Here is a 16,543-nt window from a genome sequence, read left to right as displayed (position 1 = left end):
TCACTGGCTTCATGATGTCGAAGCCGGACGATCTTCCATCGGACCTTGCGAGTGCCCTGGCGGCGCTGCAGGCCGAGCGTGAGGCGCGGCTACACGCCGAGGCGGTGGCTGCCAGTGTGCGGGCGGAGCTGTCGGACAACGAGGCGCTGATCGCGCATCTGGAGCTGCGGATCGAGAAGCTCAAGCGCGAACTGTACGGGCCGCGCTCCGAGCGCACGGCACGGCTGCTCGAGCAGTTGGAGCTGGAGCTCGAGGAACTCGTTACCACAGCGAGCGAAGATGAGCTTGCCGCGCAGGCTGCAGCAGCAAAGACGCAGAACGTCCGTTCCTTCACGCGCAAGCGGCCGGTGCGCAAGCCATGGCCGGATGACATCGAACGCGAGCGCGTCGTCATGGAGGCTCCAACGAGCTGCGCCTGCTGCGGTGGATCGCGGCTGGCGAAGATCGGCGAGGATGTGACCAAGACGCTGGAGGAGATCCCACGCCGCTTCAAGTTGATCGAGACGGTACGGGAGAAGTTCACCTGCCGCGATTGCGAGAAGATCAGCCAGCCGCCCGCGCCGTTCCATGCCACGCCGCGCGGCTTCATTGGCCCACAATTGCTGGCGACGATCCTGTTCGACAAGTTCGGCATGCATATCCCGCTCAACCGCCAGAGTGCGCGCTTCAAGGCCGAGGGGATCGACCTGTCGTTGTCGACCCTGGCCGACCAGGTCGGCCACGGCACCTTCGCCGTCATGCCGCTCTTCCATTTGATCGAACGCCATGTGCTCGCGGCCGAGCGCCTTCATGGCGATGACACCACCATCCGTATCCTGGCGAAGGGCAAGTGTACCACCGGACGGATCTGGACTTATGTGCGAGATGACCGGCCCTTCGCCGGGCCCGCGCCGCCGGCTGCGGTCTATTACGCCTCGAGCGACCGACGAGGCGAGCATCCCCAGAAGCATCTGGCCGCCTTCGCCGGTATCCTGCAAGCCGATTGCTACAGCGGGTTCGAGCCGCTGTTCGATCCGCAGAAGAAGGCGCGGCCGATTACGCCGGCGTTTTGCTATGCCCATGCACGACGGGGCTTCTTCGACCTGGCCGACATCGAGAAAAATGCTCGGCAAGGTAAGAAGGGCAAACCGGTCTCTCCGATCGCACTGGAGGCGGTCAGACGCCTGGATGCATTGTTCGAGATCGAGCGCGCCATCAACGGCCGCGGCGCCGAGGAGCGGCGTGCCGTGCGCCAGGAACAGAGCAAGCCGCTTCTCGAGGACATGCACGTCTGGTTGCTGCGTGAGCGCGAAACCCTCTCGCGCTCCTCCGAGGTCCTGAAGCCTATGAATTACATGCTCAGGCGCTGGGGCGACTTCGCCCGCTTCCTCGACGATGGTAGGATCTGCTTGACCAATAATTGTGCCGAGCGCGCATTGAGAGGCATCGCCTTGGGACGGCGGAACTGGACCTTCGCCGGCAGCCAGCGCGGCGCCGACCGTGCCGCCATCATGCTGACGATGATCACGACCTGTCGCCTCAACGAGGTCGATCCCAAGGCCTGGCTCGCCGACGTCCTAGCCCGTATCGCCGACCTTCCCACATCGCGTCTGCACGAACTGCTGCCCTGGGAATGGAAGCTGGGCCAAGCCGGCAACCCCGCCGGTCAACAGGCCGCCTGACCTTCACGCAACGCCATCATAGAGCTCGCCGGGCCCGCGCGCACGCGGCAATCGGGCGGTCTTCATCGTATGCCTACCCCGCGGCACTCTTCACAACGGCATCTCTTCGCAGATTGTGTCCAGCGGCGGTCAAATGCGACCCTATGACCAGACCGAGCCGCCTTAGCGTCAGGAGGGCAAGAGGGTCGCACAGTTCAATGGAAAGTCCGGCTCCCAATATCGCAATGGTGCGCTGCTCATCGCTATCGAGATCAGCCCATGAGATGTCCATCACGCGCCTCCGCGTCCAATAATATTCAAAAACCAAACGAGCGCCCAATTTGCCGCAGCATAGCTATAGCCGCGTCGGTGTACCGACCGTTGGTTAGGTATCGATCCAGCTGCGCTGTGCTAATCAACGCCACAACTGCCACCGTGAAGCCCTTAAACATTGGGCCTCTCCTTCAAGAAACCGCCAACCGGGCGTGTCGAAGTATTAAACCGTTCTCGGAATGCACTGCCGCATATCGCGGCCTAATACAGCAAAGGTGACAGTGACTAGTAACCAGTTCCTTAACGGCGCAATGTCTGGATGCGAGCGCCATGGGATGAGCGGAGACGCTGCAACGGCCGTCGCCCGATTGACGCGCCGTGATGGTAGCTCCGAAGGAAGATCGAGCATTAGCGCCAGCGTCATGCCTTCCTGACTAAGTTCGCTTTCAAGACATTTAGGCCAACCTTGCTCAGGCGCATACGGACTGTGGTGAGTGAAGCCGTCGTAACGGTTGTCTGCGGTTCGTCCTCCATCAGGAGATTCGCGAGCAGCTTCCAGAGTGTGCGCGGCGAGACACCATCGCGCTCGCACTTCCAGACGCTCCCATTTGGACCGTAAAGCGCGAAACGCTTTCTGGTCGTTGATCGCAATCATCGCGCGACGTATCGCAGGCGAGACGATGAGTTCTATGTGCCCTGGCTGTCCCATTGGAGCGAAAGCGCTAGCGGCTCCAACTGTCGTCGATCTCGATCAGCATTGTAACAACCGCGTCGCGATGCCGACCGGCATCAGGTAGCCGTCCAGGGCTTGAAAATACGAAGGCGAAAAAGCAGATCACAATACCTTTCAGCATGCGAACAAGGATGACAGCAGATTGTAAACAATGATTTAGGATTGGGAAAAAATGGTAACAACTCTGCGGCCCAGTGAAGTTCGCTCCTCTCTCGGGGATCAGATCGCTCTCTCGGGCCGCGTCGGAAGCGGCTTTCAGTCGCTATGGTCGTAGTCACCCATCCAGCTGAGGACCACGGCTGCGCAGACTAAACAGTTGAAACGATTTTGTCCTGTTCACAGACGATTGGGCTTGAACTGCGCTGTACGCTTCTCCGCATTTCGAGCATGCAAGTATAACTTGCGTCGGTGCAGTCTCGATCATGTCGGCCTCCTATGCTCGAGAAATGGGCCGGTTCCTAGAGCCGATCAATTCCGGGGCGAGGACGTGGTCTTTCCTATCGAGTGCCGTTCTTATCCTTTCCCTCAACAGAAGCATCTCCGCATATTCCTTCTCAATCGCGGGGCTGACGCGAAGAGTTTCAATATGTTGGTCGTGCAGCTTGATCAACGCAGCAATGTACTCACATTGAGTTGGGCACATGGATCAAAAACCCCCTAAAAACGGAAATTCAGATGCAACTGGCTCTGGGCGGGAATGCGGTAGCTGCTTCCATTTGTTCGTAAATGCGGCGGGTCGGCAAGTGTTTCAGCTGCTTTTTTTAGCGCTGCGTAGTGCTCAGCCCGCTCAAGGAATTCGGCAACTTTCGCTGACGGTACTGCGAAACCTAGCTGCTCTTGTTTGCCCGGGTGTGGATAAAACCCGGCGGCTCGCGTAGCATTCGCAAGGGTTCAACGTCTCACCGGGATCAGACAAATGAGCCGTTTCCTGCTGTGCTGTGTAGCCGCTACCTGCTTCGCCGGAGCTCTGGTCTTCCATTCCTCCGAAGCGAATGCTGTCTTTTGGCGCGGATCACCGCGCCAACAAACATCGATATTCACGGGTGGCCGATCATCAAAGAGCCCCGCCGAGCCATGTCAGTGGATACGGGTGAGCGGTGGCTACTGGGTCAGACAGTGCGTTTACTAGGCGAGCAATTGGCCCATCGCTCAATTCAAGCTTAAGGCCGAGGCCGACCACACACCGCTGCGTCGTCGCCCGCCTCGGCGCAGTGGAGGCTGCGGCCACTGCCGCCACTGGGGCCGGGCGTTGCGGCGAAGTTGGCGTCGAACAATCACCACCTGCTGCGGCGCCCAGCGGCGCTGGCTCCTCGACCCCGGCGGGAGGCAGACGGTCTCTTGTTCGATCAGTGAGGAGACACGATTGCGGCCACACTGAACGCCACCACGCAGACGGCGGCAAGTGACCAGAGCGCTATTGCGAGTTCTCAGGCATTGAGATTTCAACACCGCGACCTCGAAGGTACATCATTTTTGGGGTTAGATCCTACGAAATCCTCCGCCCCAATGCGCTAAATGCTCAGCTGACAGAATTCGAGGCCCAGCGGTCAGAACGATCTGTGCATCGCGGTTCAATGGATCTGTGCTTCCAAGGTAAAGCTTCGTGGAACAAGGGGTGGACGCCTGAACATATGGAACAAGCGCGGGCTTTTTTTTGAACGGGCGCTATTCCTCGATCCTGGAAATATCGAAGCGATGGTGGGCATTGCGTTTGTCGATCTTGTGGTTGGAAGTAGCTTCTTTACCGACGAACGAACCGCGCATCTTGTGGCGGCCGAGGCCGCGCTGGGAAGGGTGCTGTCCCTCGCGCCTAATCATGCGTTTGCCCATTTAGCTTTGGGCGGCGTGCTCATGTGTAGTTGCCGAGCCGCTCAGGGCCTTGCTGAGTGCGAACGAGCATTGGCGCTGGATCGAAACATAGCTGAGGCGCACGCGCTGATCGGCTGGGCCAAGTATTTTATGGGGCGCGGAGCAGAGACCGAGACTCATATCAGTGAAGCATTTCGTCTCTCTCCTCGCGATATCCTGAGCTTCCAATGGTCAATGATGGTAGGCTTCGCCAAGTTGCAGGTTAGCGCGGACGACGAAGCACTCAGCTGGTTCCGTCGCAGCATCGAGACCAACCGTAATCATCCCACCTCGCATTTTGGGCTGGCTGCTGCGCTCGCGCTTCTCGGTAAGCAGGAGGAGGCGTGGGCTGCCGTGCAAGCGGGGCTTGCGCTAAATCCGACGTTTGCTATCAAACGCTTCAAAAGCTTTTCAGTAAGCGACAATCCGGCGTTTCTCGCAGGTGCCAAGCGCGCCGTAAAAGGGTTTCACTTGGCCGGAGTGCCGAAGGAGTGATGTCGGCTCTGGGTCTTGGCCGTGTGATAACGCGGCGGATGGGGTATCGGCGAGCCGCTCCAGGCTGGATGCGCTGCAAGGTGACGGTTTCGAGCATATTTTTCCGATTTCGGGTCTGGGAGGCAAGCTGGTTCATCATCAGGTAAACCTGACCGGCTCTCAGGCTGTGCAGAGCCTGCAGTGGGGCCGTCTCAGGCCGCGATCGCCGCCAGCAGCGGCTTGACGCCGACGATATTCAGCACGCGCGTCATGTTGTAGCCGAGCACGCAGAGCGCCATCTCGGTCGCAACCTTGGGCAGCGTCTTGCACAAGAAGTGCGTCGCGCCCATGCGCATCTTCAGTGTGCCAAACGGATGCTCGACCGTCTCGCGCCGCGTGCGCATCGCCTCGGGGTTCTTGTCGAGCCGCTCCTGCACAGCCTCGACCACCTGCTCGTGCTCCCAGCGGGTGATCCGCCGCTCCGAGCCTTTCGTGCATTTCGCCTTGAGCGGACAGGCTCGGCACGCATTTGTCCAATACCGGCGCATGTTCTGGCCGTTTTCCACGGTCGTCATTCGATAGGTGAGTTGCTCCCCGGCCGGGCAGCGATAAACATCCTCCTCAGCCAGATAAACAAAATCCTGCTTGCCGAAACGGCCTTCCGCTTTGGCACCAGATGTCATCGGCTTCGGCAACGTCACGGTGACGCCGGCGTCCTCGCACGCCTTGATCTCCTCGCCGTTGAAGTAACCGCGATCGGCGACGGCCTCAAGTTTCTCGACCTTCAACGCTTCTTTGGCCGCCTGCGCCGTATTCGCAAGTTGCGAGCGATCCGAGCCCACATTCGTAACCTCGTGCGCGACGATCAGATGGTTCTCAGTGTCGACCGCCGTCTGCACATTGTAGCCGACGACGCCGGAGCCGCGCCCCGCTGGTCGCCATCGAGCGGCTGTCGGGATCGGTGAACGAAACCTGCTTATCGGGCGCGGCCAGAACCTGCTTCTCGATAGCCGCCAGCTTCGCCATTTCGGATTTCAACTTCTCGAGTTTCTCTTTGTAACGCATCTTCTTCAGCGTGACGACTTCCGACGGATCCTGCCGGTCTGCGGAGTCGAGTCGTGCCAGATAGCGTGCCACGCTCTCCTCCAACTGCTTCCGCCGGCGCTCGACTTTCGCCTGCGTGAAGTTCTTGTCGCGGTTATTCACTGCCTTGAACTTGCTGCCATCGATCGCGACGCTGGCCTTCGCGAGCAATCCCATCTCGCGGCACACCTCGACGAAGCGCGCGCAGACTTTTTTGATCGCCGGCCCATTGTCCTTGAAATCGGCGATCGTCTTGAAGTCCGGCGCCAGCCGGCCCAAGAGCCACATGACCTCCACGTTGCGGCCCGCCTCGCGCTCGAGCCGCCGGCTCGAATGCACGCGGTTGAGATAGCCGTAGATGTAGAGCTTCAGATGGATCGAGGGGTGATAAGCCGGACGACCGGTGTCGGCCGGATTGACGCTGGTGAAGCCAAGAGCGCGCAGATCCAGCATCTCGACGAACGCATCGATCACGCGAACAGGATGGCTGTCGTCGACCCAGTCGTCGAGGCATTCCGGCAACAGCGTCGCTTGCCCCCGGTCCATCCCCGCAACAAAGCCCGGCATCATGTCCCCCACCGATTCAGCAGGAGAACTATAGCAGGCCGAGACTTTTCACACAGCCAGGGTCACAAGCGGCGGTTTCGACCACTCAGCTCGTCAGGTCCGGCTTTCCTTCGAAAGGGGCCTTTGCGGCCGTTCATAGGCAATTCGGCTGAGGGCCATTGTCGGAATTGCCCGCGCTAACGACGTAGCAGCCTTCTTCATGCCAATCGTGAGTCTCAACGGTCCCTAGCGGCGCGCGCTCGCGATCAGGGCCTCGACTTGTGGTAGGATGCGCGTTACGACCGCCTCGATTCCGGCCGGGGTCGGGTGTAGACCATCGAGCGCTTTGAGTTGGGCATCATCGACAAACGCATCATCGAAAGCTGGGTAGAACAGCACGTTGTGCTCGCTGGCAAGACCAGAAAACATCGCCGCAAAAGCATTCTTGTATTCTTCTCCAAATTTTGATTGCGTCCGCACGCCGCAAAGAAGCACGGCAATCCGCCGCGCTTCGAGTTTACGTAAAATTTCCGCCAGCGCGGCACGAGTAGCATTTGGATCGATTCCCCAGACCATGTCATTCGCACCGAGCACCACAATGACCGCATCGGGTTGGTCGGTGATCACTCGGTCCAATCTGGCGAGACCTTTTGCGGCTGTGTCACCAGCCCAGCCGGCATTGGTTACGGCGACTGATTGACCTCTGGCTTTCAGTGCAAATTCAAGTTTGTCCGGGAAACGATGGGCAACGGGAACACCTTTATTTTCGATGAGAGAATCCCCGAGCACCGTGATCTTGATCACCCTTTCTTCGGCGCGAACGCTGTGGATCGTGGCCCACGTCAGTACAGTACAAACCGTGGCGACAATGACTATCGCGCGAAGAGCGAGCGTGGCGATAAATGGCGTAATGAACCTTCCAAGTCTTGATTTCATCGTGCTGCCTCGTTGCGATCAACGTGATCGTTTCGCGTGCCTGAGCTGGCAGCGCTCAGTGAGAGACCGGCACAAAGGGACTGTCGGTTCTGTTGTGTATCGTGGCGCCCGCCGATGGCAGTTCGCGCGGCTCATTCGCTCGGACGGCTTGCGCTGCGCGAGATTAACGTAGGAATCGGGCCAGTCGACCTCTCTCCTGGATGCCGGAAGATATTGCTTCCGGTCCGCGTACTCGTAGTACAGCGTCCCGTGGATACCTTGCGCATCGCGCTTCAAGATAGGGCGCTCCCATACGGGCGACAATATTCGCAAAGCCTGCTCTTCCCCTACGCGTTCGGTAAAGTCCTCGATCAACTCTAAGTCTTGGCCCGCCCCAGGAAAGATGGCAGCAAACTCATCATCAGTCGCTTGAAACAAGCTGAACGTCGCGTTGACGGCGGGATCGATGATCTGAATGTTCTTCAAGCTCTGCTCCCCGGAATCCACGATGATAGGGTTCTCTAGTACCGATATCCAAAAGTCCGCAACGGGTCAAAATGCGAAGACCTCTAGTCCTTGACGGAATCCGGTCTGGTAGTACACGTCCGTCCCGCGAGCGCCGCTCCAGACGTAGCCGACCCGCGGCACCGCTGGTTGCTGCGCGTGGGCTGCGAGGGGCAAGGCGACTACCGCAGCGCTGAGAAGAGCGACAAAATCGCGGCGTTTCATTAAGTCACCTCGCGGCGCCCTATCGCTACAATATGCGCCCGCAACTCGGAATTTTGAATGGGTGAGCCGGTGAAATAACCGTCAGCCCGAGATGAGTCCAAAGGCGTATCCGGGGGCATATTTCGTTGATCGTGGGCCCCCTCGGTAGAGGCTGCGCAGCCCCTGATGTCCGGGTTGGGTCAAAATGCGAAGAACTGCGGTTGAGCAAATCTGGTCCGCTGTGGCGTGATGAGGGGACCTCCGTCAGATGCGGTGCAACTTCGCAGATGGGCCATAAGGCGACGTTCACTAGCTTTTGCTCCTCTCAGGGAGCTCCCGCTCTTGGTGTTCGGCCCGCGCGCGATACTCTTCGGCGATCTCAAGCAGCGCTGCCTTAGCTCGCGCCTCTTCCGTCATTGCCGCTTGACGACGTGCAGGTGTGCGGCTTCTACCTCAACCGGCGTAGTGGCCGAACCGAATGCGTTCTCGTTCGTGGGGTACATCCAGCTACTCTGCTCGCTCATTATCCCGGCGTGCGTTGGGCCAACGAGAGCAAAGCGAAGTCACGTCTTCGCGCGCATGTAACTTCGCGAACCCGACTTCCGAATTGGCAAGCTGTGAGGTCGCGTTTCAAGCGAGCTGCCCCCAAGCGGCACAGCACATTCAGCGATCGAGTTCCACGGCGATAAGAAACTAATCATCGCCACTGCCCGGCTAGAGCAAGGAGACCTAGCGTGACTCAAGGATCAAAGACCGTGATTGTCACCGGCGGCTTGCAGGGGATCGGCTTAAGTGCGGTACGGACATTCATTGAACGAGGTTACAACGTCGTCGCGACCTCGCGCAGAGTGACGCGATCCCTCCTCTCCGAGCTTGGCCCTGGTGGATGGGGACGTCGGCATGCCTCGACAGCCACCAGGGTTGCCGAGACAGCTGTTGGCAAGTTCAGCTCGATAGATGCGTTGGTGAACAATGCTGAGATCTTCGTGGTCAACCCGTTCACCGACTACCCGGGTGATGATTTGAAGCAGCTGCTCTCCACCAATCTCAACGGCTTCATCTACATGACCCAAGTCGCGATCAGACAGATACAGATCATGGCACAAACGTCAGGCGGCAGCATTGTCAGCATCACTGCAGCCCTCGCGGGCAAACCCGATTGGGACTTTCTTCGCAGACCGTCCCCGATGGGAAGCATTTCGAGCATTCAGGAGATTGTGATCGAGGCTCGCCGCATCACGCGAGAGATCCTGCGCGTCGACGGCGGCGCACATGTCGGCAAATGGTAATCGAAACGATCTCGCGCAGCCGCTCCGTAGCTCGATACCCGACCTTATCGTGATGAAAGTACACCGAGATGCGGAACGATGCCGTCCTCCATCAAGAGTGCCGACGATATAGCCGATGATCATTGACCGACCGCTAGTAGCAGTTATCGACAGCGACAGCTCCTCGCGAGCGAAGGCGCTGGATTGCCTCGTCGCGGCTGGCCTGACGGTCGAGGTATTCAATTCAGCCGAGGATTTCTTGATGAGAAGCGAGACCAATCCACTTCACTGCATCATATTGGATGTGCGGTTGCCTGGCATCGGCGGTCTCGATCTTCAATCCCACCAGACAAGGATTGGACGCAAGACACCATTGTTGTTTCTGACGGCTCAGGACGAGGCAAGGACCTGCGTCTAGGCGATGAAGAATGGCGCCATCGACTATCTCATCAAGCCGTTCCAGATTGAACAGCTTGTCGACGCGGTCAGACGCGGCATCGAACGCGATCTCACGCGGCACCGGCAAGAGCAGATCCAGGACGAACTGCGTGCGAGGCTTTGCGTCGCTATCGCCCCGCGAAAGAGAGACCATGGCGCTGCTCTCGGCAGGACTTGGACCCAAGCACATAGCTGGCCGGCTAGGGATCTGTACGCATACTGCCCGTGTTCACAGTGGCCGGATCATGACCAAAATGGGGGCACAGTCCATCGCGGATCTGGTTCGCATTGCGGACAAAATCGGACAGGCGCAGAACGGAAGAGCGATCCGCCCCGACGACATCTTGGCAACCAGCCACGACCACGCTGCCCAACGCGTTTCGGATGAGGGCTTACTGCCCGCCTACTGCAATCTGCATCGTGCAGCGCCGGATGGCTCATTGCAGCCACAGGCATATTCGTCGAGCACGAATTCGGTCGTGTCGACACACGCGGATCGAAGTCAAGGTAAAGCTCGCGAAACTGTCGAAACCCGCTTCCGTTGGCGCGATGGCCGCCTCGCGCCAAAAGCGGCCGCGAAGTCTCGGCGATGATAGTCTTACGTTAGCGCGCGCTTCGGGTTCGCAAACCGACCGGCTTGCTTCCGTCGAAAATGAACTCGAGGCCCCTCGCTTCGAAAGCCCGTCGGATTCTTTCCAGGGTTCGTTCCGTGGCTCCGCGAAAGCCTGTCTCGATCCGGTGAATAGTCTTCACCTCTACGCCGGCAGCGTCCGCAAGCTCCTGCTGCGAAATCCCTAACCAGCTACGCGCTGCGCGAATCTGTTCTACGGAAATCATGTCGGAAAGATTCTATTAAGGTTAATTTGTCAGATCAACTGACATTTGGTCCCGGCCATGAGAAAAGTTCTCCCGATACAGAGGAGAACAACGTGCCTATCGATCCACTCACCGAATTGCTGAAAACCAATGAGGACGCCGTCCGCGCGGCCAAGCAGGTCGTCGCAACGGCCCTTGAAGCCAACTTCTCGATCGACCCGATTATCGGCGACGAACTCTCCCAATCGTTCGCCGTCATTTCTTCTTGCGTGCGCCGCCACGGTCTTCTGATCCAGACGACGCTCGCAGACACGCTCGCCACCAGCGGTCGTTTCGAAGTTCTGAGCGAAATCCATGTGCCGATCACCGTGGCGGCCAACGATCTTCTGACCTCCCAGAACTCCAACGCAGCCCTGGCGAAGATCCAACTGAAGTCGGACTCGCCTGTCATCAGGATGGCGAAGCTCGACCTGATTGTCATCGATTCCGAACGCGGCTGGGCCGGCGCTTACGACGTGAAAAGGGGCAATGGCGAAACGGCTTGGAACAAGCGCAAACCGATCGAGAGGGATCTGCGCGCGACCCGCCTCGTGCTGGCCTCGCATCTCAAGAAGCTCGGACATGACGTCGATCGAGTGACGACCGCGGTCATCGACTACTACGGCGGTTCGGGGTTCTCGCGTGACATCAAGCTCGTGCGCGATGAATTGAACGCGCACTTCGGCGTCGCGGTGGTCGAGCGCATCGAGACCATGACCGCCGCGCTGCGGCAGGAGATGCACACGCGCCTCGGCGCAATCCTCGAGCCCGCCATTAGCAAGCTGAACGCAGCGCGGAAGCCCAAGGTAGTTAAGCCGGCACCCGAACCTGAGACTCCCATCGAACAGCACGATTGGCTGACCAGCGTTCTTCAGGCGCGCCCGCTCGGGCCCGGACAGTGGATAGCGCCCGCGGTGTCATCCAACGCGCGGTGAGGGCAATAGGAGAAGCTGCACACATGCGTCAAGTCCGCGAACTAAACTCCACCATCGCCGGCCGCAGCAATCCCTGGCCATACGCCTCGGATGACTCAAACCCGCTTGCGTGGTGGCGCATGCTGCCGCCCGACGCGTTCAGCGCGGCCGAACGCCTTGATCTCGGCGCCACTCTCGAAAGCCTAGCCGTCCTCCGCGTCACCGACAACGTCCCGGCCGCCCTCAAGGGCGATCCGGCTGCCGCCGTCGCCGCGGCACTGTCGCTGACGCCGCTAGGAGACGTCGATCTTCAAGTCGATATCGTCATGTCGGCTCTTCTGCATTGCGCGCTCAAGGATGACGCCACGGCGGCCCTCGTCTTGTCGCACATCCTTAGCAATGCCGAATTCGATCACCCCCTGAAGATCGAGCTCTCGACCCTTTGGCTCACCCACCATCTCGGTCGTACGAGGGATCCGCGCTGGTTTGCTCAGACAGAAGTGGCCGTCAAGCAAGCTCTCTCCGATGAGGAGGGCGACGCTTGAGTACCGATGGCGGTGATGACGGCGCCGATCACCAGGATCTGCCAACCGCGGAGGACGCGGTCACGACCGGCGCCGCCGCCGATTCGGCCGATTGGGACGAGCGGCTCAAAGGCCTGCCGCGGCTTCTGCGCTATGCCCTGCTCGCCGTCAATGGCGCCGAACACATTGAGGAACGGCTTATCGCGGAAGTCAACGAGCTTTGCCCGGGACTGCCACACAATGTCGCTTGGGCCACCAGCAGGTCGTTGGAGGCCGCAATGGCACTGGCGACTGAACTCGATCGCCGCGCTGCAGCCCATAGTGAGCCAGCTCTCAGGAGCCTTGCTGATAGCGTCCGGCTCGTGAGCTTGCCAACGCCGCGTGATGACGAACACTTCCAGCAGCACCGCAGGGTCGCCAAGGCGCTGGTCAAGGCCTTTCAGGTGAATTCGCTGCACGTCGAACAGAAGGTTCGCTGCGATCTCGAACGGTTTACCTATGGCTGGGCTGCGCTGCCGGCCTGCACGCATTTTCTGCCGAAGAAGTTCTCTGCTGCGATTAACGCCTCCCTGGTCGGGCACCGCTTGGCCGAGCACCGCATCACCGCGGCCAAGGCCACGTTACGGCTCCAACTCAAGGAGGAGGAGGACAGCCGGAAAAAGCGGGAAGCCGAGGACCGGACCGAAACCGTCAAGCAAGAAGCCGTCCCGGACCCTGAACTCATTCCCGACCGTCATCTCGTCGTTGCGCGTCTGTCCGAGGCCGAGTTGAAGAACATCAAACTCAAGGAAATCCTTGGCCCGCTGAAGAACGTCATTAACACTGCTTTGCCGCTCGTTGAGGTGCCGCCGCTCCACGAGGCGCGCAGCGTTCTGCAGTTCGAGTTCCCGTACGCCATCGACGTCATCGATTTCGCGCTGGCGGATCTTGTTGGGCGCACCACGGTCCGTTTGCGCCCGCTTCTGATTGTTGGCGAGCCCGGCGGCGGTAAGAGCCGATTTGCCCGCCGGCTCGGTGAGGTGCTGGGTCTCCACGTTTGGCGGACCGAAGCCAGTCGTTCCGACGGCGCGGTGTTCGGGGGGACCGACCGGCGCTGGTACTCTAGCGAGCCTTGCCATCCTTTTCTCGCCATCGCGCAAGGCAAAACGGCAAATGTGCTGGTCCTCCTCGATGAATTGGAGAAAGCGGCGACGAGGTCCGACTACGGCCGGCTATGGGACTGCCTGCTCGGCTTTCTCGAACCGGAAACGAGCGTCCGCTACCCCGACCCCGCGCTCCAGACCAATCTTGATCTGTCGCAGGTGTCGTACATCGCCACTGCCAACCGCCTCGAGCCGTTGCCAAGTCCAATCAGAGACCGTTTCCGCATCGTGACCTTTCCCAAGCCGACCGCGAATGACTTGGACGCGCTGCTGCCGGCCGTGATCGTTGACCTCGCCAAGGAGCGCGGCCTCGACCAGAGCTGGATGACACCGCTCGACGGCGTTGAGCGCGAAGCTGTCGCGAAGCACTGGGCCGGCGGCTCGGTGCGGCGCCTGCGCCGCATCGTCGAGGCCATCCTGCGCGAACGCGACGTCCGAGCATTGAGGAACTGATCATGGTGGAACAGAACAACGGAAAGACACGGCCGCCGCTGCCGCGGCCGCCGCAATTGCGCGGGATAACCCGCGCGCAGGGCTTAAACGGCGCACCCTCGCCCGGTACTATCGCGGACAATCATCCGAGGACCAATACCGTGACCGATCCCCAGATCGTCTGCCCGAGCTGCCGCACTGAAATCAAGCTGACAGAATCGCTCGCGGCGCCCCTGATTGCGGAGACGCGCCGCAAGTTCGACCAGCAGCTTGCCGCCAAGGAAGCGGACTTTGGCCGGCGCGAAGCGCTGCTCAAGCAGGCCAGCGAAGAAATCGCGAAAGCTCGCGAGGCCGTCGACGAACAGGTCGCCGCAAAGCTGAAGGCGGAGCGGTCCAATATCGTCGAAATGGAAGCAAAGCGAGCACGGCTGGCGATCGCCGATGAACTCGGCGAACGCGACCGGCAATTGGCGGATTTGCAGCAAATACTCGCAGCGAACAACGAGAAGTTGGCCGCAGCCCAGAAGATCCAGGCGGACATGCTCCGCAAGGAGCGCGAGCTCGACGATGCCAGGCGCGAAGTCGAGCTCACGATCGAGACGAAGGTCCAGCAGGCACTCGCCGCTGTGCGCGACAAGGCCAAGCTGGAGGCCGAGGACGGCTTCAAGGCGAAAGTCGCGGAGAAGGAAGCCCAGATCGCCGGCATGAACCGGCAGATCGAAGAACTCCGCCGCCGTGCTGAACAGGGCTCACAGCAGTTGCAAGGCGAAGCCCTGGAGCTCGAACTGGAATCCCTGCTCCGCAATCAGTTTCCGCGCGATCTCATCGAGCCGGTGCCGAAGGGCGATTTTGGTGGCGACGTCCTCCATCGCGTGTTCGGTCCCGGTGGGCAGACTTGCGGCACGATCCTGTGGGAATCCAAGCGAACCAAACGTTGGAGCGACGACTGGCTGACCAAGCTCAGAAGCGACCAGCGCGCTGCTAAAGCGGAGGTCGCCCTTATTGTCTCCAGCGCGTTGCCGAACGATATCGAAACCTTCGGTCTGCTCGACAATGTCTGGGTCGCAGAGCCCCGGTTCGCCGTTCCGCTGGCGATCGTACTCCGGCACGGGCTGATCGACCTCGCCGGCAGCCGTCAGTCCCAGGAAGGCCAGCAGACCAAGATGGAGATGATGTACGGCTATCTGACCGGTCCGCGCTTCCGTCACCGGATCGATGCGATCGTCGAGAAGTTCACCGACATGCAGGCCGACCTCGACCGCGAGCGCAAGACGATGATGCGGCTCTGGGCCAAGCGCGAGGAACAGCTCCGTGGGGTGCTCGACTCCACGGCCGGTCTCTATGGCGACCTCCAGGGAATCGCCGGCCGCGCGATGCAGGAGATCGAGAGTCTTGATGTGCTGATGATTGAGGTGAAGGGCGAGGCGGCGGAGTAGATTGGCCCCCTCAGAGGTTAGAATTCTGCCATCTTGAAGAGGCGACCGTCGGCTCCGTCGTCGTGAAGGCGAAGTATAATTTCGTCCGGCGCAAACGTGGGGGGTGACTTCTCTTCGATACGCGGCAGGTCTGAAGCAATTAGCGTCATTATGTATTGCATCTTCTTGGTACTCGTCTGTTCACGCACAACCTCTAACAGCGCCAGCTTCTTTCGGTCGTCCAGAGCTTCGAAGATTCCGTCGTGGTAGACAAAATGGAAGAAGCCTACGTCCTCATACACCTTCAGCAGAGCTAGATCGAACAGGGCACAGACCAGCTTTTTGTAACTCGTCCCTTCTCCCTGGCTAGAGGTCTTGCCGGTTTGCGTGGTTGATGGAAGTTTCTTCGAGCCGATGTCGCAGTTGGCGTACATATAGTGGAGCATGACGCTTATCATACGCCTCCTGCCCTTCAGTGCAGCGCGCCTCTTTTGGATCTCCTCGATCAAAAAGGCAAAAACATTATCGAACGTTGCAAACTCGGCACGGGCGGCCAGTATCTTTTGCTTTAGTTCGTCGGCGCTGTCGTGATAAAGGGCGGCAACCTGAGTATTGCGGGGATTCTTCAGGAAATGGTCGATCCGCGCAAAGTGAGGGAAAGAGTTGCTGACGATGATCTGGTTGTAGTACTCGTCTGACAATCCATTGATTTTGTTCTTCTCCTCTCGCAGCTTGAGCTTTTCAAAGTCTCTGGCGCTGTTGACCGCGCTCAGCGCTGACCCATCTGCGTAGTCGTGGACCGCGCCAATCACTTCGATGAGATCGTCCGGTTCGAAGCGGAACGGGATGGGATCTTTCCGGTTCGGAAGCCATTCCCGGATATGCTGCATATCATCCAGTGCGGCGTTGAGACGCTCAACCCCGATGATGTGAGCACGCTTGACGCCGAGTGCCATCAGGCTGGCGATTAACTTCTCGTCGGCACCTCCAGTATAGCGGCGGTTGGTGAACACTAGGTAGTGGTCACATAGGCCCTTCTTTGCGAGCCGCTTAATTTTTGCGTGCTCCTTTTTCAGGAGGCGCTCAAAATCCTTATCCGAGCATGATTTGTCGAATACGGCTACGTGCTTGGCCTGGAGGACAACCTGACCCTCAAGGGGCATGTTGGCGCTGGGAAAGCATTCGGCCTTGCCGTTGAACTTGCCATCACGACCGCCGTCGCGACCGGGCGCGAATGGCGTGACACCTTCACCCAGCCAGTTGATGCAAATCTTGACGACGAGCTCTTCAAACTCACCCTCGCTTAGTTCGTAGAGGCGATAATCGCGACGCATC

General features: G+C 59.6%; 13 protein-coding genes and 1 pseudogene. 9 read left to right on the top strand and 5 right to left on the bottom strand.

Annotation, left to right across the window (positions count from 1 at the left end):
• Window positions 1-11 precede the first annotated feature (11 nt).
• Together tnpC and ABIG06_RS16475 are read left to right on the top strand one after the other, a co-directional pair.
• Complete coding sequence (tnpC, locus tag ABIG06_RS16480) at window positions 12-1,661, top strand: IS66 family transposase (RefSeq protein ID WP_424578129.1); 1,650 nt, start codon at window positions 12-14, stop codon at window positions 1,659-1,661.
• Between the two features lie 2,680 nt (window positions 1,662-4,341).
• Window positions 4,342-4,989, top strand: a complete 648-nt coding sequence (locus tag ABIG06_RS16475; protein WP_124163225.1) for a tetratricopeptide repeat protein — start codon at window positions 4,342-4,344, stop codon at window positions 4,987-4,989.
• Between the two features lie 191 nt (window positions 4,990-5,180).
• On the opposite strand, the pseudogene ABIG06_RS16470 reads toward ABIG06_RS16475, so the two are convergent.
• The 3 genes and pseudogenes from ABIG06_RS16470 to ABIG06_RS16460 form a co-directional block, all read right to left on the bottom strand.
• Window positions 5,181-6,618 (bottom strand): annotated as a pseudogene (locus ABIG06_RS16470) (IS1182 family transposase).
• A 225-nt stretch (window positions 6,619-6,843) separates the two neighbouring features.
• Complete coding sequence (locus ABIG06_RS16465; RefSeq protein WP_124163226.1) at window positions 6,844-7,533, bottom strand: GDSL-type esterase/lipase family protein; 690 nt, start codon at window positions 7,531-7,533, stop codon at window positions 6,844-6,846.
• Between the two features lie 18 nt (window positions 7,534-7,551).
• Complete coding sequence (locus ABIG06_RS16460; RefSeq protein WP_199752273.1) at window positions 7,552-7,998, bottom strand: hypothetical protein; 447 nt, start codon at window positions 7,996-7,998, stop codon at window positions 7,552-7,554.
• 956 nt (window positions 7,999-8,954) lie between these two features.
• Between ABIG06_RS16460 and ABIG06_RS16455 the strand changes: the two genes are divergently transcribed.
• From ABIG06_RS16455 to ABIG06_RS16445, 3 genes are all read left to right on the top strand, one after another.
• Window positions 8,955-9,509, top strand: a complete 555-nt coding sequence (locus tag ABIG06_RS16455; protein ID WP_124163227.1) for an SDR family oxidoreductase — start codon at window positions 8,955-8,957, stop codon at window positions 9,507-9,509.
• Between the two features lie 115 nt (window positions 9,510-9,624).
• Window positions 9,625-9,906 carry a response regulator gene (locus ABIG06_RS16450; protein ID WP_124163228.1) on the top strand — a complete coding sequence of 94 codons (282 nt, stop codon included), beginning with the start codon at window positions 9,625-9,627 and terminating at the stop codon, window positions 9,904-9,906.
• Window positions 9,907-9,916: 10 nt separating this feature from the next.
• Window positions 9,917-10,519 carry a LuxR C-terminal-related transcriptional regulator gene (locus ABIG06_RS16445; RefSeq protein ID WP_124163229.1) on the top strand — a complete coding sequence of 201 codons (603 nt, stop codon included), beginning with the start codon at window positions 9,917-9,919 and terminating at the stop codon, window positions 10,517-10,519.
• A gap of 10 nt (window positions 10,520-10,529) precedes the next feature.
• Here ABIG06_RS16445 and ABIG06_RS16440 read toward each other — a convergent pair whose 3' ends face one another.
• Window positions 10,530-10,763 carry a helix-turn-helix domain-containing protein gene (locus tag ABIG06_RS16440; RefSeq protein WP_124163230.1) on the bottom strand — a complete coding sequence of 78 codons (234 nt, stop codon included), beginning with the start codon at window positions 10,761-10,763 and terminating at the stop codon, window positions 10,530-10,532.
• A gap of 92 nt (window positions 10,764-10,855) precedes the next feature.
• Between ABIG06_RS16440 and ABIG06_RS16435 the strand changes: the two genes are divergently transcribed.
• The 4 genes from ABIG06_RS16435 to ABIG06_RS16420 all read left to right on the top strand — a co-directional run bounded on the left by ABIG06_RS16435 (window position 10,856) and on the right by ABIG06_RS16420 (window position 15,229).
• Entirely contained in the window at window positions 10,856-11,716 is an 861-nt protein-coding gene (locus ABIG06_RS16435; protein WP_124163231.1) for a hypothetical protein, read from the top strand.
• Between the two features lie 119 nt (window positions 11,717-11,835).
• Complete coding sequence (locus tag ABIG06_RS16430; protein ID WP_124163232.1) at window positions 11,836-12,240, top strand: hypothetical protein; 405 nt, start codon at window positions 11,836-11,838, stop codon at window positions 12,238-12,240.
• Window positions 12,237-13,814 carry an AAA family ATPase gene (locus ABIG06_RS16425; protein ID WP_245333864.1) on the top strand — a complete coding sequence of 526 codons (1,578 nt, stop codon included), beginning with the start codon at window positions 12,237-12,239 and terminating at the stop codon, window positions 13,812-13,814. Before ABIG06_RS16430 ends, ABIG06_RS16425 begins: the two co-directional genes overlap by 4 nt.
• Window positions 13,815-13,954: 140 nt before the next feature.
• Window positions 13,955-15,229 carry a DUF2130 domain-containing protein gene (locus ABIG06_RS16420; RefSeq protein WP_158626792.1) on the top strand — a complete coding sequence of 425 codons (1,275 nt, stop codon included), beginning with the start codon at window positions 13,955-13,957 and terminating at the stop codon, window positions 15,227-15,229.
• Between the two features lie 17 nt (window positions 15,230-15,246).
• Here ABIG06_RS16420 and ABIG06_RS16415 read toward each other — a convergent pair whose 3' ends face one another.
• Window positions 15,247-16,542, bottom strand: a complete 1,296-nt coding sequence (locus ABIG06_RS16415) for an ABC-three component system protein (protein WP_124163233.1) — start codon at window positions 16,540-16,542, stop codon at window positions 15,247-15,249.
• Window position 16,543 lies beyond the last annotated feature (1 nt).

The organism is Bradyrhizobium sp. USDA 326 (genome assembly GCF_049739485.1).
Taxonomy (GTDB): domain Bacteria; phylum Pseudomonadota; class Alphaproteobacteria; order Rhizobiales; family Xanthobacteraceae; genus Bradyrhizobium.
Note: the sequence above shows the minus strand (reverse complement) of the source record. Positions and strands in the feature narration are given on the sequence as shown.